17 protein-coding genes and 2 pseudogenes are annotated in these 17,888 nt (G+C 63.9%); 10 read left to right on the forward strand and 9 right to left on the reverse strand.

All coding sequences use genetic code 11. The features are described from left to right. Window positions 1–15 precede the first annotated feature (15 nt). Together glpK and FM101_RS04445 are read right to left on the reverse strand one after the other, a co-directional pair. Complete coding sequence (glpK, locus tag FM101_RS04435; RefSeq protein ID WP_086996044.1) at window positions 16–1,533, reverse strand: glycerol kinase GlpK; 1,518 nt, start codon at window positions 1,531–1,533, stop codon at window positions 16–18. Between the two features lie 212 nt (window positions 1,534–1,745). Next, window positions 1,746–3,563: a glycerol-3-phosphate dehydrogenase/oxidase gene (locus tag FM101_RS04445; protein WP_086996050.1), complete on the reverse strand. Its 1,818-nt coding sequence runs from the start codon at window positions 3,561–3,563 to the stop codon at window positions 1,746–1,748. 421 nt (window positions 3,564–3,984) lie between these two features. Between FM101_RS04445 and FM101_RS04450 the strand changes: the two genes are divergently transcribed. From FM101_RS04450 to FM101_RS04470, 5 genes are all read left to right on the forward strand, one after another. Beyond that, entirely contained in the window at window positions 3,985–4,626 is a 642-nt protein-coding gene (locus FM101_RS04450; RefSeq protein ID WP_086996053.1) for an ABC transporter permease, read from the forward strand. A gap of 1 nt (window position 4,627) precedes the next feature. Continuing rightward, window positions 4,628–5,932, forward strand: coding sequence for an ABC transporter ATP-binding protein (locus FM101_RS04455; protein ID WP_179204233.1), 1,305 nt, complete (start codon window positions 4,628–4,630; stop codon window positions 5,930–5,932). Next, window positions 5,929–6,720, forward strand: coding sequence for an ABC transporter permease (locus FM101_RS04460; protein ID WP_086996059.1), 792 nt, complete (start codon window positions 5,929–5,931; stop codon window positions 6,718–6,720). Before FM101_RS04455 ends, FM101_RS04460 begins: the two co-directional genes overlap by 4 nt. A gap of 2 nt (window positions 6,721–6,722) precedes the next feature. Further along, window positions 6,723–7,754, forward strand: a complete 1,032-nt coding sequence (locus FM101_RS04465) for a glycine betaine ABC transporter substrate-binding protein (protein ID WP_342744360.1) — start codon at window positions 6,723–6,725, stop codon at window positions 7,752–7,754. A gap of 90 nt (window positions 7,755–7,844) precedes the next feature. Then, window positions 7,845–8,654 carry an SDR family NAD(P)-dependent oxidoreductase gene (locus FM101_RS04470; RefSeq protein WP_086996064.1) on the forward strand — a complete coding sequence of 270 codons (810 nt, stop codon included), beginning with the start codon at window positions 7,845–7,847 and terminating at the stop codon, window positions 8,652–8,654. A gap of 56 nt (window positions 8,655–8,710) precedes the next feature. Here the strand turns inward: FM101_RS04470 and FM101_RS04475 are convergent, their stop codons facing one another. Continuing rightward, window positions 8,711–10,033, reverse strand: coding sequence for an MFS transporter (locus FM101_RS04475; protein WP_086996066.1), 1,323 nt, complete (start codon window positions 10,031–10,033; stop codon window positions 8,711–8,713). Then, window positions 10,030–11,208, reverse strand: coding sequence for an acetylornithine deacetylase (gene argE, locus FM101_RS04480; protein WP_086996068.1), 1,179 nt, complete (start codon window positions 11,206–11,208; stop codon window positions 10,030–10,032). The genes FM101_RS04475 and argE overlap by 4 nt, the downstream gene beginning before the upstream one ends. A gap of 166 nt (window positions 11,209–11,374) precedes the next feature. On the opposite strand from argE, the gene FM101_RS04485 reads away from it, so the two are divergent. Beyond that, entirely contained in the window at window positions 11,375–11,668 is a 294-nt protein-coding gene (locus FM101_RS04485; RefSeq protein WP_086996071.1) for an antibiotic biosynthesis monooxygenase family protein, read from the forward strand. A gap of 226 nt (window positions 11,669–11,894) precedes the next feature. Continuing rightward, on the forward strand, window positions 11,895–12,923 hold the full coding sequence (locus tag FM101_RS04490; protein ID WP_218778258.1) for an MIP/aquaporin family protein: 1,029 nt from the start codon (window positions 11,895–11,897) through the stop codon (window positions 12,921–12,923). A 133-nt stretch (window positions 12,924–13,056) separates the two neighbouring features. Here FM101_RS04490 and FM101_RS04495 read toward each other — a convergent pair whose 3' ends face one another. From FM101_RS04495 to FM101_RS04505, 3 genes are all read right to left on the reverse strand, one after another. Beyond that, complete coding sequence (locus FM101_RS04495; RefSeq protein ID WP_086996075.1) at window positions 13,057–13,761, reverse strand: hypothetical protein; 705 nt, start codon at window positions 13,759–13,761, stop codon at window positions 13,057–13,059. Window positions 13,762–13,888: 127 nt separating this feature from the next. Beyond that, entirely contained in the window at window positions 13,889–14,362 is a 474-nt protein-coding gene (locus FM101_RS04500) for a hemerythrin domain-containing protein (RefSeq protein ID WP_086996077.1), read from the reverse strand. Beyond that, on the reverse strand, window positions 14,359–14,838 hold the full coding sequence (locus FM101_RS04505) for a carboxymuconolactone decarboxylase family protein (protein ID WP_086996080.1): 480 nt from the start codon (window positions 14,836–14,838) through the stop codon (window positions 14,359–14,361). The genes FM101_RS04500 and FM101_RS04505 overlap by 4 nt, the downstream gene beginning before the upstream one ends. A 167-nt stretch (window positions 14,839–15,005) precedes the next feature. Between FM101_RS04505 and FM101_RS04510 the strand changes: the two are divergent. Further along, window positions 15,006–15,660 (forward strand): annotated as a pseudogene (locus FM101_RS04510) (FadR/GntR family transcriptional regulator). Here FM101_RS04510 and FM101_RS04515 read toward each other — a convergent pair. Further along, a complete protein-coding gene (locus FM101_RS04515; protein ID WP_158225936.1) occupies window positions 15,573–16,055 on the reverse strand; it encodes an amidohydrolase family protein in 483 nt (160 codons plus the stop codon). The pseudogene FM101_RS04510 and the gene FM101_RS04515 sit on opposite strands and share 88 nt — an antisense overlap. 15 nt (window positions 16,056–16,070) lie before the next feature. Between FM101_RS04515 and FM101_RS15530 the strand changes: the two are divergent. Together FM101_RS15530 and FM101_RS04525 are read left to right on the forward strand one after the other, a co-directional pair. Next, window positions 16,071–16,355: pseudogene (locus tag FM101_RS15530) on the forward strand (SDR family NAD(P)-dependent oxidoreductase); the annotation flags it as partial. A gap of 173 nt (window positions 16,356–16,528) precedes the next feature. Next, entirely contained in the window at window positions 16,529–17,170 is a 642-nt protein-coding gene (locus FM101_RS04525; protein ID WP_245806619.1) for a DNA alkylation repair protein, read from the forward strand. A 131-nt stretch (window positions 17,171–17,301) separates the two neighbouring features. Here the strand turns inward: FM101_RS04525 and FM101_RS04530 are convergent, their stop codons facing one another. Continuing rightward, window positions 17,302–17,811 carry a hypothetical protein gene (locus FM101_RS04530; protein ID WP_086996085.1) on the reverse strand — a complete coding sequence of 170 codons (510 nt, stop codon included), beginning with the start codon at window positions 17,809–17,811 and terminating at the stop codon, window positions 17,302–17,304. Between the last annotated feature and the right edge of the window lie 77 nt (window positions 17,812–17,888).

The raw sequence follows: 17,888 nt of genomic DNA on the forward strand, positions 1-17,888 counted from the left end.
CTGGCCGACAGTGCTTTAGACGACGTCGTCGTCGACCCAGTCCAGCGTCTTGGTCACGGCCTTCTTCCATAGCCGGTACTGCCGGTCTCGTTCCTTGGAGTCCATGGCGGGGCTCCAGCGCTTGCCTTCGCGCCAGTTCGCTGTGACGTCCTCCTCGCCGTTCCAGAAGCCGACGGCGATGCCGGCAGCGTAGGCAGCGCCCAGCGCAGTGGTTTCGGCGACCTCGGGACGCACGACGTCGACGTTCAGGATGTCGGCCTGGAACTGCATGAGCAGTTCGTTGGCGACCATGCCGCCGTCAACCCGAAGTTCGGTCAGGTCGACGCCGGAATCGGCGTTCATCGCATCAAGCACCTCGAGGGTCTGGAACGCCGTCGCCTCCAGGGCGGCGCGCGCGATGTGGTTTTTATTCACGAAGCGCGTCAGGCCCACCAACGCGCCACGGGCGTCAGCGCGCCAGTGCGGGGCGAACAGGCCCGAAAAAGCCGGGACGAAGTAGGCGCCTCCGTTGTTGTCGACCTTATTGGCGTAGTACTCGATGTCCGCGGCATCTTCGAACAGGCCCAGATTGTCGCGCAGCCACTGCACCAGCGAGCCCGTGACGGCGATAGAGCCCTCGAGGGCATAGACCTGTGGGGCGTCGCCGATCTTGTAGCAGACGGTGGTCAGCAGTCCGTTCTTGCTGGCCACCGGTTCGGTGCCGGTGTTCAGCAGCATGAAGTTGCCGGTGCCGTAGGTGTTCTTCGCGGAGCCTTTTTGGAAGCAGGCCTGGCCGAAGGTGGCCGCCTGCTGGTCGCCGAGGATTCCGGCGATCGGCACGTCGGGGACCATGCCGCGTTTGCGGCCGTGCCCGTAGACCTCGGAGGAGGACCGGATGTCGGGCAGCATGGAGAGGGGCACGCCCATGTCGGCGGCGATGTCCTCGTTCCACGTCAGCGAATCGATGTTCATGAGCATGGTGCGCGAGGCGTTGGTGACGTCGGTGACGTGGACGCCGCCATCGGTTCCGCCGGTCATGTTCCACAGCACCCAGGTGTCGGTGTTGCCGAACAGCAGGTCCCCGCGGTCGGCAGCCTCCCGGGCGCCGTCGACGTTGTCGAGGATCCATTTGATCTTCGGGCCGGAGAAATAGGTGGCCAGCGGCAGCCCCACGCGTGACTTGTACTTCTCCGCGCCTTCGCTGCCGCCGAGTTCCTCAGCGATCTTTTGGGTGCGGGTGTCCTGCCAGACGATCGCGTTATAGACGGGCTTTCCGGTGTTCTTGTCCCAGACCACAGTGGTTTCGCGCTGGTTGGTGATGCCGACGGCGGCGAGGTCCTGGTGGGAGATGTTGCCGCGGGTCAGGGCCTGACCGACTGCTTCGCGGACGTTGTCCCAAATTTGCTCCGGGTTGTGTTCAACCCAGCCGGCACGCGGGAAGATCTGGTCGTGCTCAAGCTGGCCGACGGAATGGATGGTCCCCTCATGTGTGAAGACGATGGCCCGCGAGCTGGTGGTGCCTTGATCGATCGCGAGAACGTACTGGGTGCTCATAGCTGTTCCTTGTCTTGGTGGAAGTGGAAGTTGTGGGCTGGATCAGGATCGCCGTGCCAAGAACCTCCGAAGGGAAAGCCCACCCGGGGGTGTCGTCCATGATTTCCTTTCAGTACCGGATCCGTTGGTCCGTTTTGTCCGGTGGCCAAGACCCCGGCGTTTCGTTGGTTTCGTTTCCTGCATCCCTGACGGAACGGGCCGCCGTTCAATGACTAGGTGCCGGCGGGGCCCGCACTGCCTGCCGAATCCGCCGGGGAACCCGGTTTGAGTCCGGCGTCGGGCCGCTGCCCCAGCTTGGCCAGGGGGGCGACGTCGTCGGCGCCCAACCGCGTCGTCTCGGCGCCTTCGTCGTCAGGCTCCTTCTCGGCTGCTTCCTCTGCCCGGGCACGGGACCTGTACGAGTCCATCTCCTGCTCGCGAGTGTCCTCGTCCCAGCCCAGCACGCCAGCCATCAACGTCGAGATCTCGTCCAAGGCCGCCAGGCCTCGGTCGGCGATCTCATAGTTCAACCGGGTGCGATGGAGCAGGACATCCTCCAGATGCAGTGCGCCCTCATGGCTGGCGGCATAGACGATTTCGGCTCGCAGATAGGCGGGGGCGTATTCCAGCGCTTGCGCCAGGGTCCCGTCTTCCGAGCAGAGCTCGACGATGTCGGAAATGAGCGAACCATACCGGTGCAGCAGGTGGTCCACGATGGACTCGGACCAGCTGAAGGTCTTGGCGTAGCTCCGACTCCAGTTTCTCTGGACGTCAAGGTTGACCGCACCAAGCAAGGGGACGTTGCTGGTGACCGAGGGGTTGCTCTCCGCCCGGGAACCGAGCGCGAAGTCCACGGCATCCTCGGCCATGATGCGGTAGGTCGTCAGCTTTCCCCCGGCGATGACGGTCAGACCGGGAACCGGGGAGGCGGTGGTGTGTTCACGCGAGACCTTGGCAGAACCGGTTCCTTCCTTGGTGCCCGGTTGCAGCAGGGGACGCAGGCCAGCCCAGGTTCCAATGATGTCCTCGCGGGTGAGGGGCCGGGCAAGAACCTCGTTGGCGTGTTCCAGGATGTAGTCGATATCGGCAGAGGTGGCGACCGGGTGCTGGAGTTCCTGATGCCACGGGGTGTCCGTGGTGCCGATGACCCAGTAGCGGGACCAGGGGATAACAAACAGCACGCTCGTTTCGGTCTGCAGGATCAGCCCGACTTCACCCTTGATGCGTTCGCGGGGCACGACGATATGCACGCCTTTGGAAGCCAGGACCTTCAGGCCTCCGGTTCCGCCCGCCAGCGCCTCGGTCTCCTCTGTCCATACGCCGGTGGCGTTGATGACGTTGCGGGCGTGGACGCGCAGCTCCTCACCGGTTTCCAGATCGCGCAGCAACGCGCCGTCGACGCGCCCGGTTCCGTCACGGGTGAGGCCGATGACCTGTGTCCGACTGGTGGCATGGGCGCCGTGCGAAGCGGCGGTCCGGATGAGGGTGGAGACCAGCCTCGCGTCGTCCACTGAGGCATCCCAGTAGCGCAGGGCGCCCACGGCGGCATCGTGGCGCAGATCGGGAAAGAGTTTGTTCATGCCTCGTCGGCTGAGGTGCTGGTGGAGTGGCAGCGGGCGCTTTCCGGGAGTGATGCTGGCCAGGGTGTCGTAAAGGGCGATGCCTGCTCCGACGAAGACGCGTTCCCAAATCCGGTGTTCTAGCGGGTAGAGGAAGGAAACTGGACGCACCAAGTGGGGCGCGAGCTTGGAGATCAGCTGGTCACGTTCGGTGAGCGCCTCATGGACCAGGTGGAAGTCGAGCATCTGCAGGTAGCGCAAGCCACCGTGAACCAGTTTGCTAGAACGACTTGAAGTCCCCGACGCCCAATCTTGGGCCTCGACAACAGCCGTCGTCAGCCCCCGCGTCACGGCATCAAGAGCTGTCCCGGCCCCCGTCACACCGCCGCCGATCACCAGGATATCCAGGGGTGTGTTTGCCGTTGAGGCACGCATGGCCTCCAAGGCGTTGGTCCGCGACTGTGGGGTCAGTCGGGAGACGGGAGAGATCATTGCTGCCTTTCCTTCAAAGCTTATGTGTGAAGCGTCACACCAATAGCGGATTGGCACAAGAGGGGATCTGTTTTAACCGACTCTGACAAGAGGTTTCATGGATGCCCGGGCGCGTCGGACAGGAATGGAGTTCGGGATGGGAGGGCCTGGAGGTTTCATGACGATCGCGATCCATCGCTCGGCAGGTGACTGCGGGCAGGGTAGCAAAACACGATTTTTCCGACCCACGAATTTTCGGTTTAGGGCCCCCGCGCCAACCGGGTAAGCGACGGTGAATCCTAGTCACGAGTCGATAACGGGAAGCTGTTATTCGGCCGGAAAGTCCCCCCGCTCGAAAATACGCGGCTACGGTGGGGCAGGACGAGGCAGCTTCCGGGCCGCGTCGGAAGTCATTCGCAACCATGGTGAAGAGGGTCAGAACGTGTGGGAATTCATTGGCGATAGATACCGCCAAATACTCTATGACTCCTGGCAGCACTTCAGCCTGGTGGTCCAGTGCCTGATTCTGGCGAGCATCATCGCCGTCGTCCTGGCTGCCTTGGTCTACCGCAGCAAGGCAGCCAGCGGTGTCGCCAACAGCGTTTCCGCCATCGGCCTGACCATTCCGTCGTTTGCCATGATCGGCCTGCTCATCGCCCCCATGGGATTCGGCGTCCCGCCCGCGGTCGTGGTCGTGACCTTCTTCGCTGCCCTACCGATCCTGCGCAACTCGGTGGTCGGCCTGGCCGGCATCCCGCCGTCCGTCGTTGAATCAGCGCGGGGGATCGGCATGAGCCGTTTCCGCACCCTGGCCACCGTGGAGATCCCGATGGCCTGGCCCGTCATCCTGGCCGGCGTGCGCGTCTCGGCACAGATGGTCATGGGCATCGCGGCCATCGCCGCCTACTCCCTGGGCCCGGGCCTGGGCGGTTTCATCTTTTCCGGTCTGTCCCGACTCGGGGGCGCCAACGCGCTCGAATCGGTCGTCGTCGGCGTCGTCGGCGTCATCCTGTTGGCCCTCATCCTCGACCTATTGCTTGTTGGCATTGGTCGGCTCACCACACCGCGAGGTATCCGTGTCTGATTTGAAACCCACCACCGAGGGCCCCGGCGACGGGGTCACCGGCGCAGCCATCCTGCTCAAGGAAGTCACCAAACGCTTTCCCGGCCAAGCCACACCGGCCGTGGGCGGCCTGACCCTGGAGATTCCTGCCGGATCGATCGTCATGTTCGTCGGTCCCTCGGGTTGCGGCAAGACCACGACCCTGAAGATGATCAACCGGCTCATCGAACCCAGCGGCGGCGGCATCGTCATCAACGACGAGGACGTCACGGCGATGAACGGGGACAAGCTGCGTCGACAGATTGGCTATGTCATCCAGGCTGGCGGCCTCTTCCCGCATATGACGGTGGCCACCAATATCGGCTTGGTGCCCAAGATGCTGGGCTGGAATAAACAGCGCATCGCCGACCGGGTGGACGAACTGCTGGAACTGGTCTCCCTGGATCCGGAGATCTACCGTGACCGCTACCCCAAGGAGCTTTCCGGTGGGCAGCAGCAGCGGATCGGCGTGGCCCGGGCCTTGGCCGCGGACCCTCCCATCCTCTTGATGGACGAGCCCTTCGGCGCCGTGGACCCGATCACCCGGCAGCGACTGCAGGACGAACTGATCAACATCCAGTCCGAACTGCAGAAGACCATTGTTTGCGTCACCCATGACTTCGACGAGGCGGTGAAACTCGGGGACTGGATCGCCGTGTTCAACGAGGGCGCACAACTCGTCCAATATGACTCCCCGGAGCGTATTCTGGCCAACCCGGCCAACGAATTCGTGGAGAACTTCATCGGCAGCGGCGCCGGACTCAAGCAGCTGACGCTCAACCGCGTCCGTGACGTCACGCTGAAGGAGGCCATCACCGCCTCTCCCGGCGATGCCACCACGGACGTCCTCTCGCGGCTGCAGGGCGCAGGCCTGGACAACGCCGTCGTCGTCGATCGGCGCAACCGGCCCATCCAATGGCTTTCGCGCCGCCAACTCTCCCGGATGGACGTGGTCTCCGATGCCGTCGATACGGATCTGGCGCTGGTCAGCGACCTGTCCACGCTCAACGACGCCCTGGACGCGATGCTGGTAGCCAGTACCAGCGCGGCCTTGGTCACCGGTCGGCGCGACGTCTTCAAGGGGATGGTCACCGTCGACACGGTGATGGATTCCATCCATGCGGCGCAGCAATCGGCCCGGAATGACGCCGATTCGCCGGTGGGGCTGAACAGCGGCGCCATCCCGACCACATCGGTGGACGCAGCGGTTGCTGCGTCCGGACGGGGCAACGGGTCGCGGATGGACGACGAGGCGCCCGGTGAGCCTCAGGATGGTGACCGGCCATGAGTTCCATCGAGACCACCACGGGCGCGGGCGTCGGCGCCGTCGGCGAGGCGTCCCGGGCGGTGGACGGAGGCTCGGCCAAGGCGCTTTGGTGGCAGCTGGGCGGCATCGCCATCGCCTTCTTGCTGCTCATCGGATGGCTGGGACTGAGCGATTTGAGCTCGACGGAAAAGGCGACCCTCGATCCAGGCGAGCTGTGGGGGTACACCCTCGAGCACCTCAAACTCACCGTCGTGGCGGCCGTCATCGTGCTGGTCATCGCCCTCCCGCTGGGTGTGCTGCTCACCCGGGGGCCGTTGCGCAAATTCAGCGGACCGGTGATGGCGGTGGCCAACATCGGTCAGGCGGCACCGGCCATCGGTCTCGTCGTGCTGCTGGCCTTCTGGCTGGGATTCGGCTTCAACGCTGCCGTGGTCTCATTGGTCGCCTACGCGATCCTTCCGGTGCTGCGCAACACGATGGTCGGACTCAGTCAGGTCGACGAGCGACTCATCGAGGCAGGACGCGGCATGGGCATGAGCTCCAGTGCCGTGCTGTTCAAGGTGGAACTGCCGTTGGCCGTGCCGGTGATGCTCGCCGGCATTCGCACCGCACTGGTCCTCCTGGTCGGGACCGCGACGCTGGCCGCCTTCATCAACGGTGGCGGACTGGGGATCCTGATCGTCACCGGTGTCAACCTCAACCTCAGCACCGTGCTGGTGGCCGGCTCGCTGCTGGTGGCACTGCTGGCGCTGGTCATTGACTGGCTGGGACGGCTCGTCGAGCATGTTGCCCGCCCGAAGGGACTCTAGAAATGGCTGTTCATTCCCCTTCCCCGGGTCCGCGGCGCCCCGCGGCCAGGCGGCGCGTCCATATGGCCGCCGCCGCCCTCGCCGTGGGTTCCCTGCTGGCCGGTTGCGGGCTGCAACCGGCGGCGTCCTACGTCCCCAAAGCCGAGCCGGGAATCATCAAACCGGCCGAGGGGCTGCCCGACGATGCGTCGCTGGTGGTGACCGCGAAGAACTATACCGAGGCGCTGACGCTGGGCAAGATGGCCGTCCTGGCCGCCACCGCGGCGGGGTTCAAGGTCACCGACCTGTCCAATGTCCCGGGCAGCCAGCCGTTCCGTGATCTTCTGGTCTCCGGAAAGGCCGATATGGGCTGGGACTACACCGGCACCGGATGGATCATCTATATGGGCCACGAGGAGGGCATTCCCGATAAGGGGAAGCAGTGGCAGGCGGTCCATGACGAGGACCTGGGTAACGGACTGACCTGGGGCGAGCCCTCACCCGAGAACAACACCTACTCGTTCGCGGTGCGCAAGGACGCGGTGAAGAAGCTCGGCGGGATCAGCAAGATGTCCCAGATCGCCAAGCTGCCGGTGAAGGACCGTACGTTCTGCGTGGAGTCCGAGTTCAATTCGCGGTCCGACGGCTTCAACCCGTGGCTGAAGGCCTACGGGATGAAGCGTGGGGCCGCCAACGGGGTGCCCGATGACAACATCGGCATCTACGACACCGGAGCCGTCTACTCGGCCACCGCCAACGGGGATTGCAACTTCGGCGAGGTCTTCACGACCGACGGGCGAATCGACGCGTTGGACCTGGTGGTCTTGGAGGACGACCGCAAGTTCTTCCCGGCCTACAACCTCGCCCCGGTCATCAGCACCGAGACCCTCGAGGAATACCCGCAGCTGGCGGACGTCTTCGAGGAGGTCTCCTCCCGGCTCAATGACGAGGTCATGCGTGGGCTGAACCTCAAGGTCGACGTCAACGGCGAGGAACCTGCAGATGTGGCCTACGACTGGATGGTCTCGGAAGGACTGATCACCGAACCTCAGTAGCCCTGTTTCGGCCGCCGGGCAAGCTCGGCAGCGACCGTGGGATGAGGACTAGGGTGGGTGGACCAAACTCTCGAGTGCAAGGAGCGAACCATGGGTCGGATCCAGGGCAAGGTAGCAGTGATCACCGGAGGAGCCAGCGGCATCGGGCTGGCGGCAGCGAAGTTGTTCGCCGCCGAAGGAGCCAAGGTCGTCATCGGGGACCTGAAGCCCGAGCAGGCAGAAGCGGCGGCGGCGGAGATCACCGCCGACGGTGGTACTGCCATCGGGTTGGCGGTCGACGCGATGGACGAGGCCTCGCTGACCGGGCTGGTTGATGCCGCAGTCTCGACGTTCGGCGCCCTGCACATCATGTGTAACCACGTCGGTGGCAGCAACCCGCGCAAGGACCTGGATCTGCTGCGCCTGGACATGGACGAATTCGACCGGACGATGAAGCTGAACGTGCGCAGCACCGTGGTCGGTTCGCGGGCCGCCCTTCCGCATATCATCGCCGCAGGAGGCGGGTCGATCATCAACACTGCGTCCGTTGGCGGGCTCTCCGGGGACTTCCTGCAGGTCTCCTACGGCACGGCGAAGGCCGCGGTGATCCGGCTGACCGAATACATGGCCACCCAATACGGGGCACAGAACGTGCGCTGCAACTCCATTGCCCCGGGCGCCATCATGACCCCCGCACTGCGGGATAACCTGCCGGAGGAGGCCATCGAGTCCATCCGCGGACACAACGCGCTGCCCTACATCGGCGCCGCCGAAGATATCGCCCAGGCCATGCTGTACCTGGCCTCCGAGGAGTCCCGCTACGTCACCGGGCAGTGCCTGGTGGTCGACGGCGGCATGTCCAGCCATTCCTCGATCGCCGAGGACCGCCGCTCCCTGCTGCCCGATACCCCGGGGCAGTAGCCAGCACCCCGCCCGCGGCATCGTCCCTCGGGCGGGGGCCTGGTGGACCCGGCGGCCTACGCCTTCCCGAATACCCGGCGCGCAGCCACCAGCCCGGCGAGTGAGATCAGGCCGATCACGATGTAGTAGAAACTCGGGGCCAATAATGAACCGGTCGTGCTGACCAGCCAGGCCAGGATCAGTGGGGCGAAGCCGCCAAAGAGGGTGACCCCGACGTTATAGGAGATGGACATGCCGGTGGTCCTGATGTTCGTGGGGAACATATCCGCCAGCAGGGCCGGCAGCGGACCGAAGTAGGCGGCCATCAGAATGCCCAGGACCACCTGGACGGCGGTGAGCATCGCGACACTGGGGGCCCCGACGAGGATCAGGAACAGCGGGAACGCAACCACCACGGCCACCACCGCCGCGGAGAGCATGACCTTCACACAGCCGATCCTGTCGGCCAGTTTGCCCGCTATCGGCGCCCCGATCAGGGTGACGATCCCCGAGATGATTCCGCCCAGGTAGCCCGCATAGGAGGGCAGTTCGAGGTTCTGCACCGCATAGGTGGGCATGAACAGGATCAGGTAGACCGACACACTGGCCAGCCCCACAATGGCCGCGGAGGTCAACCAGCGCGGTGCCGCACCGATCAACGTGGCGGCCAGAGGGGATTTGGTGAGGTTCCCGCGGGCTCGTTCGAAATCGGGAGTCTCATCCATCTTCAACCGGATGTAGAGGCCTACAGGGCCGATCAGCAGCCCGAAGAAGAACGGGATCCGCCACCCCCAGCTATACAGGGTGTCGTGGTCCATGAACGTGAACAGGGAGAAGCCGAACGCCGAGGCCAGGAACATCGAAACGCCCTGCGTAGCCACTTGCCAGCTGCCATAGAAGGCCTTCTTGTCCGGGGCGTTCTCGATCAGGAACGCCGTGGCGGTCCCGAATTCGCCGCCCGCCGAGAAGCCCTGGATGAGCCGGGAGAGCAGGATCACCAACGCCGCTGCCGGGCCGATCATCTCCGTGGTGGGGGCCACGGCCATGATCAGGGTGCCGAGCATCATCAGCATGATCGTCAGGGTCAGTGCGCCCTTGCGCCCATGCCGGTCGGCATAGGAACCCAGCACCATGGCACCCAGGGGACGGATCAAGTAGGAGACGGCGAAGGCCCCGAAGGTCAGCAGGATTCCCGTGGTCTGGCCTCCCGCCTCGCCTGCCGGTTCGAAGAACAGGGCTGAGATGACGACGGCGAAGGAGGAGTAGACGATGATGTCGAACCACTCCAAGGCATTGCCGATGGAGGAAGCGATGACGGCACGGCGGGCCCGGGAACGGTCGGCATCGGTGATGGTGTGTGGCGCCGGGGACGTGCCGGGGCCCGCGGAGGTCCCGCTCATGACCGGTCCTGCTCGAGCTCGGTGATGAGGTTGTCCAGGAATGCCTCGCAGGCGGCGAGCTGTTCGAGCTCGACGTATTCGTTGGCTGCATGGGCTACGGCGATTTCTCCGGGCCCGCACACCACCGTCTCGATCCCTGCGCCATGGAATAATCCGGCCTCGGTCCCGTAGGTGACCTTCTCGTCCGTCGGATGACCACCGCAGTCGTGGGCGAGGGCCACGATATCGGCGTCGACGCCGATCTCCAGTCCCGGGCCCTGGGCCTTGATCACCAGTTCGATGCCGGCGGCCTCGTGTTCGGCTTTCATCTGCGGTTCGAGGGTTTGGAAGAGGAATTCGCGGATCTGTGCGACCACCGGCGCGGTGTCCACGGTGCCCAGGGCGCGGAACTCGAACTCGATTTCGCAGGCGTCGGGGACCGTGTTCCCGGCGATGCCACCGGATATCAGGTTGACCCCGCCGGTGGTGAAGGACACCGGGTAGGCCGTATCGAAGGGCCCCTCACTACGCCATTGCTCGGTTAGCTGCCGGTAGAACTCGATGAAACGACCCGCATAGTGGATGGCGTTGACCCCCTGCGGGGTTAGCGAGGAGTGTGCCGCGACGCCGCGGAAGGAGACGGTGAATAGGTTGATTGATTTATGTCCGCGGACCACCCGCATTCCCGAAGGCTCGCCGACGATGCAGGACGCGGGTTTGATGCCATGCTCGGCGAATTGTCCAATCATCCGTTGGGCGCCCAACAGTCCCACTTCTTCGTCATAGGAGAAGGCCAGATGCAACGGCTGGGTCAGTTGTGCGGCGCTGATGGCCTCCAACCGGGACATGATGACCGCCAGGTAGCCCTTCATATCGGCGGTGCCGCGCCCGTAGAGCCGGCCGTCCCGCTCGGTGACGGTGAAGGGGTCGCCATCCCAGTTCTGCCCTTCCACCGGGACGACGTCGGTGTGACCGGAGAGGACCACTCCTCCCTCGGTGGATCCGTCCTGGGCGGGGAAGGTCGCGAAGAGGTTCACCTTGCGCACCCCGTCCTCTTGGTCATGGGGCAGTAGCAGGGGCTCAACGCCGTGCCGAAGCAGTTCAGCGGCTACGCAGTCAATCAGTTCGAGGTTCGAACGATGAGAGGTCGTATCGAAAGCTACCAGGCGTGTGAGCCAGTCCACAGGTGAAGTCATGTGCAGGACTCTACTCCGGGGATCCGGCAGGAACATAGCAATGTTGAGGCGGGTGAACCGACCGTTCGTGCCCCCGGATGAGATGGTCCTCACGGCTCGTCACGACGGTGTGGGGGTAGCGTGGGAGGGGAGCGGTCCGGACGTGCCGGACCTGGAAGGAGTACCTGTGTCTATCGTCGTCATCAACGCCCTGAAGGTCCCAGTCGAGGCCGGATCCGAACTCGAAAAGCGTTTTGCCGCCCGCAAGCATTCGGTCGACGGTTCACCGGGCTTCGAGGGCTTCCAGCTGCTGCGCCCCGTCGCCGGCGACGACCGGTACTTTGTCTACACGCAGTGGGCCACTCGCGAGGATTTCGAGAATTGGCGCGACCAGCGCCCCGGCCACGACCACTCCAAGGGAGCCCCGGTCGCCACCGGCATGGAGTTGCTCGAGTTCGAGGTTGTCGACCTTAGCGATTGAGACCACCGGAGGGCTCGCCGCCACTGACCGGTAGGTATGGGGGGGGACTGGCCAACGAACCGATGTTCGGCCGAGGCTTCCTCGCAGTCGATGCAAGACGTTGGAAAGCTCCGGACCCGGAGCATCGTTCCCTAGCTAAGCGGGCCCGTGAGAGCTATTCTTCGTGCATGCCCGTCTACGGTGGCACAAACGGTGCACCGAAACGGGCGGCCAACGGAGGTCTGACGTGAGCGACATCACCCCAATTCGGAAGGCTCTCCGAGGCGCAGTTCGCAATGGTAGCGGGCTCAAACGACTTGGCGGGACGTGGGGGGAAGCCCTCGCAGAGTTTCTGGGGACGTTTGTTCTCATCCTCCTGGGGGACGGCTCCGTAGCCATGGCGGTGGCAGCACTGCCGGGGTCGGGGCGCACCGCAGGAGCCAATATTTTCTTCCAGGGTTCCGGCGACTGGATGCTGATCGCTTGGGGCTGGGCCTTTGCCGTGGCATTCGGCGTGTACATCGCCGGCGGTGTCAGTGGGGCCCATCTCAACCCGGCCGTGACACTGGCCTTCGCGGTACGCCGCAAATTCGCGTGGAAGAAGGTCATCCCGTACATCGTCGCCCAAGTGGTCGGCGCATTTGCTGCTGCTGCCGTGGTCTACGCGGTGTACTGGCAAGCAATCGATGCTTTCAACGAGGCAGCGAAAACCACCCGCGATGCGGCCGGTGGCCTGGCCACGTATTCGATCTTCGCCACCTTCCCGGCGCCGTATTACAACGGCGACAACTTCGGGCCATTAGTGGATCAGATTGTCGGTACTGCGCTTCTTTTGATGCTGATAGCCGGCGTCATCGACATGCGCAATGGCGGTGTGAAAGCAAACCTCGGGCCCCTCATCATCGGGTTCAGCGTCGGGGCGATCGGCATCTCGTTTGGTGCCAACGCCGGATACGCGATCAACCCCGCCCGCGACTTCGGCCCCCGGCTCTTCGCCTGGATGGCGGGTTGGGGAGACACTGCGCTACCGGGCACGATCGACGGGTCGTTCAGTTGGTACTTCTGGGTTCCCATAGTCGGGCCACTCGTGGGCGGTCTCGTCGGTATCTTGCTCTACGACTTGTTTGTCGGCGACATCCTGCACGCCCGTTTCCGACTGCATGAATTGGAGGGGGAGGCCGGGCCAGCAACCGAGGAAGCTGAACCGAAAACATCAGGCGGCACGACGGACACGCAGACGGCGTCAGACCCGCCGAGCCCGTCAGACGAAGAGTAGGGAATCGCCAACACGGCCTCAGCCAGGTGCGGGAGGTCCCGACGTGCCGACGATGATTTCGCCAAGGCTCGAGAAGCGTCCGATTTCGTTGTTCAGAACGACCTTTCGCGCTCAAACTGCGTGAGGCCACCCATCAGCGCCTAGACGTGGCGCTGACGGCCGAGGTGGTCTTCGAATACTGCGGAACCACCGCACGGTAGCTGGCCTTGGAACTGCGGTAGGACCTGTAGCTGGCCTTGCCCTTTTTCAGGTTCACGGTTTTGATCGTCTTCCAGCCGCCGGTGGTCTTGCGCTGGATCTTCACGGACTTCGGGCTGAAGGAGGAGTAGCCGTAGGCGTTGGGGTTGTAGTACTTGGCCGAGACCTTCACCGTGACGTATTTGGCCTTGCGGGACGTGGAGATCCCTGCCTTGGCCTTGCCACGAACAGAGAAGGTCTTGGTGGTGCGGTCCGTGAAATCGAACCAGCTGGTGGTGGTCTCGCCGTACACGTCGGTGGGGCCGACTTTATAGGCGCCAAGTCCCTGCCCATCGCAGAGGAGCATGCGTTCGCTCGTGGAGCTCTTGTCGAAGAAGAGGAGATCCTCCCAGTAGCCATTTCTGGTCACGATGGCGTCGGCATCAAAGTCCTCGACGGTCTTGGACGTCTTGATTCTGGCGGTCACGGTATTGGACTTGCAGCCCGGTTTGGAGAACACCATGTCCTTGACGGTGAAGCCGGTGACGTCCACCGGTCGTGGGGCGGCCGTGGCTGCCGGTGCCGCGATCAGGCCCGCTGCGAGTGAGATGACTGCTCCCGCAGAGAGCAGGCTTGTTTTCTTGCGCGTTGATGAACGCATGGTTCCCCCAGAAAGTGTGAAGCGAGACGATCGCTGTGCCGCATGAAGCCTGCCGTGCGAGGCGGCCCGAAGGGGGCAGCTAAAAGAATATTAGCGTCACCTTCTAGGATGTCAAGAGTTTGTGGAATCAGGTTCCGGCGCGGTTGCAGACCCACCCGTCGGGCATGGTGCCGGAGGCGATGAACTCCTGGAGCTGGACGTTGGCCTGCTCCTCCAACGCGGCATCGGCCTGGGGGTAGATGATCGGTTCCTCCTTGGAATTATGCCGATCCAGCAGGGAGAGCAGCTCCTGGCAAGTCGAGACCAGTTCGGCGGGTGCGGTCCCGCCGTCGTGGGCTGCCTGCACGGTGTCCATCAGCTGCCAGAGTTCTCCGTGTTCGCGTTCCATCACCATGATCGGCATCATCAACCCAGCCTCGCGAAGGGGTGGGAAGAGGAAGACTTCCTCCAGATAGATATGCCGGCGCAGGGCCGAGAGCGCGCGCAGCAACGCCGCGTCGTCGTAATCCCCCGTCGTAGACCCGGCGGTGAAGGCTTCGATGCCGCCGTCGATCTCGCGGTGTTCGCGTTCGAGCGCCGTGCTCAGGATCCCCTCGCTCACGATGCTGATCCTGCGGTGGGTTCACTGCGCTCGGGCAACGGTTGGCGGGTGCTGATGGCCATCCGGTTCCAGGTGTTGATCGCGCAGATGGCCATGATCAAGGTGACGGTGTCCTGCTCCGTGAATTCGGCCCTGACACGTTCCCATGTCTGATCGGAGACACCGGCCTGACCGATCAGGGTGACCTCCTCGGTCAGACCGAGCGCCGCCTCTTCGCGGGCGGAAAACAGGCCAGGGGCTTCACGCCATCCGGCGAGGACGTCGAGGCGGCGGTCATCCACGCCGGCGGCGCGGGCTTCACGGCCGTGCATTTCCAGGCAGAAGGCGCAGCCGTTGAGCTGGGACGCCCGGATCTTGACCAGCGAGAGCAGGTCCTCCCCGAGGCTTCCCGCGTGGATGTACTTCTCCAGCGCGAACAGCGGCTGGTAGGCGGCCGCATCGATGCCGTGGATATCTAGACGTTGAGCTGCGGGCATTTCACTGGGTCCTTCTGACTGGAACGGTGCCGGCGGTAATCCGTCGTCATTTCCACTGTCCCGCCGCTCCCGAGGGTTGTCAATCAGCCTCCGAGGTGCTGTGGAAAGCGGACTTGCCGGAAGCAGATCACCGGCAGAGGTCCGATGATTCACCGTAGGAGGGACTCGTGGCCGTGACTGATGAGGCGATTGACAAGATCAAGGGCATGTTGCTGCGTGAGGAGCTCAAGGCGAGGGGACCGGCTTCCCCCGGAGAAGGAACTCGCCGAACGACTGGGACTGTCGCGCAATTCACTGCGAGAAGCGGTCAAGGCACTGGAACTGATCCGGGTGCTGGACGTCCGCCGCGGCGACGGCACGTACGTGACCTCTCTCGATACGAACCTGTTCAACGGGGCGGTGGCTTTCATCGTGGAACTGCACCAGGATAGGTCGGCGCTTGAACTCTTTGAGGTCCGGCGCATCCGTGAACCGGCCAGCGGCTTCATGGCAGCGTCGAGAATTTTGGCCGAAGAACTCGAATCCCTCCGCGCCACGATGGAGGGCATCGACGAAACCACGGGTATTGAAGACCTCGTGGCCCTCGACCTGAACTTTCACCGCGTTATCGGCCAGGCGGCCGGCAACGAATATTTGGGCAGCCTCGTCGAAGCCCTTTCGGGAGGCACGGTGCGGGCCAGGATCTGGCGGGGGCTGACCCAAGACCACGCGGTGGCGCGCACGCTGGCCGAACATCAGGCCATCGCCGACGCCCCAGAGCTAGGGGATGCCGAATCGACGCGGGCGTTGTTGACCGTACGCATCAGCGGCGTGGAAGCCTGATTGCGCGAGGCCATGTAGCCGGCCCCCGGCCGGGCGAAGCTCTGGCACTTCCCGTCCAGCCGGTAAACCCTGGCCGCCGTGCCGCGCAGCACGGACTCTTGCTCGTTCACGGAGAGCGTGGAGATCAATTCGAACAGCGGTCCAGCGGTCTGAACGTAGGAACCACCCAGCCGGCTGATGGGCCAGTCACCGCCGAACATGAGCCGCTCTGGCCCGAAGGCCTCATCCCACGCCTGGCGGAGAGCATCCGCCGTATAGGGCAGCCCCGGAACGAACAGTCCGGAAACCTTCGCGACGGTTTGGGGAAGCTCGGCCAAGGCCCTGACCTCCTGTCGCCAACGAGGCATCGCCTCTTCGTCGGAGCGTGGTGGCTTGCCCAGATGGTCCAGAACCACAGTCAGGGAGTCGATATTGAGGCCAAGGAGGACGCCGAATGGGCCCGGGTGCTCAACATCAACGTGATCGGTATCGCTCGGGTCAGCCGCGCCGCACTTCCCCACCTGCGCACGTCGGACTCGGCGGCCATCGTCAACACCTGCTCGATTGCCGCCACTGCCGGGCTACCGCAGCGTGCGCTGTATTCGGCGTCGAAGGGCGCCGTGGCCTACCTCGCGAGCCCGCTCTCCGACTCGGTGGCCGGGACGTCCATGGTCGTCGATAGCGGGATGCAGGAGCTGCGCCTCCGCCAGGAGTAAGTTGGTTGTTTTTAGCTGTTCGGGGCGTTGGCGGTATCTTCTCCACCGGCGCCCCGCATGCATAATGGCCAGAGCCTCGACCGCTGGTTGATACCCATGCGTCAACGTAGTCTGAATCCCTCGAGTGCAGATGGATGGAGGACGACGTGTCGGAGAACAACCTGCCCGCAGTAATGGCCGAACTGGCCGACCTTGAAAACCCCAGGATGCGGGAGGTCAACGAACGTCACGGGGATGATCATGGGGTCAAACTTTCCGCGCTGCGCGCCATCGCCAAACGGCTGAAGCGGCAGCAGGATATGGCCCGCGAACTATGGGCCACCGACGATACAGCTGCACGCCTGCTGGCCCTGCTGATCTGCAAGCCCCAAGAGTTCACTCGCCAAGAGTTGGACACGATGGTGCGCGAGTCGCGGGCTCCGAAGGTCCATGACTGGTTGGTGAACTACGTAGTCAAGAAGAGCCCATACGCCGAGCTGCTGCGGCTGAACTGGATGATGGATCCCGATCAGGAGGCTGCCAGTGCGGGCTGGGCGCTGACCTCGGATCGTGTCGCCAAATCACCTGACGGGTTGGACTTGCCCGGTCTATTGGCTGACATCGAGGCCAAAATACGGGAGGCCCCCGATCGGTTGCAGTGGGCGATGAACACGTGCCTAGCGATGATCGGCATCCATCATGAAGAACTTCGGGCCCGGGCACTGGAGATCGGTGAACGGTTTGAAGTCCTCAAGGATTACCCGACTCCGCCCAACTGCACGTCCCCCTATGCCCCGATCTGGATCAACGAGATGGTCCGCCGGCAAAAGAACTGAATGAGCAACGGGAACCGGAAGACATAGAAGGGCGTCCGGACTGCCTCCATCGGCCGGTCTCTTCGGGCAGCCACAGAGCCTCCTGCCCGCGACACCGCCGTCGGCGGGTTGTGGAAGCCGTGGTCGCCGCCCTATTTCCCGTCGTCGTAGTACTGACTGCTCTTGCCGTAGCCGGGGTCAAGTTCCGAGCGTTGCATCCGATGCTCGGCCGGGTGGTCGGAGCACGGGGTGTCGATCATGATCTCCAGCGACTGTCTGGTGGATCCGCCCACCAATTCGGCGGTGATGCCCAGATCACCGTTGTCGAAGTATAGGCTGCGGGTTTCTCCCTGTCGGTGTGTGACCTCGTTGAGTTTCTCCCAGCCATCGGCTTGCAGATGGGCGTCGAGGCGATCGAGGGCGGCGTGGGCCTTACCCCGCTCATTTCCCTTCACCGGAGTGGTGGCCAGACCGACCCAACGGGTATTCGTCTGCGGGGCGTCGTTTTCCGGACGCAGGCAGGTCTCCTCCTTGGCGGTGTGGATCGCCAATCCCGGTTCGTCCCCGGCGACCTTGATGAGCTGGGGCAAAAGGGAAGAGATCTTCTGTCCCAGTGCCGAGGAGGCACCGGAGGCATCTTGAGGGTCCGGCGTTGTGTTCATGGAACAACCTCCCAATACTGATGTGATGAGGGCTGCGGCAAGCAGCGCCAAGGATGGTCGCGGGCGACCCGCCGGAT

This window comes from Arthrobacter rhombi (assembly GCF_900163545.1).
GTDB classification, from domain to species: domain Bacteria; phylum Actinomycetota; class Actinomycetes; order Actinomycetales; family Micrococcaceae; genus Arthrobacter_H; species Arthrobacter_H rhombi_A.

Coding starts and splice junctions, on each gene's coding strand:
- glpK (WP_086996044.1), bottom strand. CDS start 1,533: ATGAGCACCCAGTACGTTCTCGCGATCGATCAAGGCACCACCAGCTCG.
- FM101_RS04445 (WP_086996050.1), bottom strand. CDS start 3,563: ATGATCTCTCCCGTCTCCCGACTGACCCCACAGTCGCGGACCAACGCC.
- FM101_RS04460 (WP_086996059.1), top strand. CDS start 5,929: ATGAGTTCCATCGAGACCACCACGGGCGCGGGCGTCGGCGCCGTCGGC.
- FM101_RS04465 (WP_342744360.1), top strand. CDS start 6,723: ATGGCTGTTCATTCCCCTTCCCCGGGTCCGCGGCGCCCCGCGGCCAGG.
- FM101_RS04470 (WP_086996064.1), top strand. CDS start 7,845: ATGGGTCGGATCCAGGGCAAGGTAGCAGTGATCACCGGAGGAGCCAGC.
- FM101_RS04475 (WP_086996066.1), bottom strand. CDS start 10,033: ATGAGCGGGACCTCCGCGGGCCCCGGCACGTCCCCGGCGCCACACACC.
- argE (WP_086996068.1), bottom strand. CDS start 11,208: ATGACTTCACCTGTGGACTGGCTCACACGCCTGGTAGCTTTCGATACG.
- FM101_RS04495 (WP_086996075.1), bottom strand. CDS start 13,761: ATGCGTTCATCAACGCGCAAGAAAACAAGCCTGCTCTCTGCGGGAGCA.
- FM101_RS04505 (WP_086996080.1), bottom strand. CDS start 14,838: ATGCCCGCAGCTCAACGTCTAGATATCCACGGCATCGATGCGGCCGCC.
- FM101_RS04525 (WP_245806619.1), top strand. CDS start 16,529: ATGGCCGAACTGGCCGACCTTGAAAACCCCAGGATGCGGGAGGTCAAC.
- FM101_RS04530 (WP_086996085.1), bottom strand. CDS start 17,811: ATGAACACAACGCCGGACCCTCAAGATGCCTCCGGTGCCTCCTCGGCA.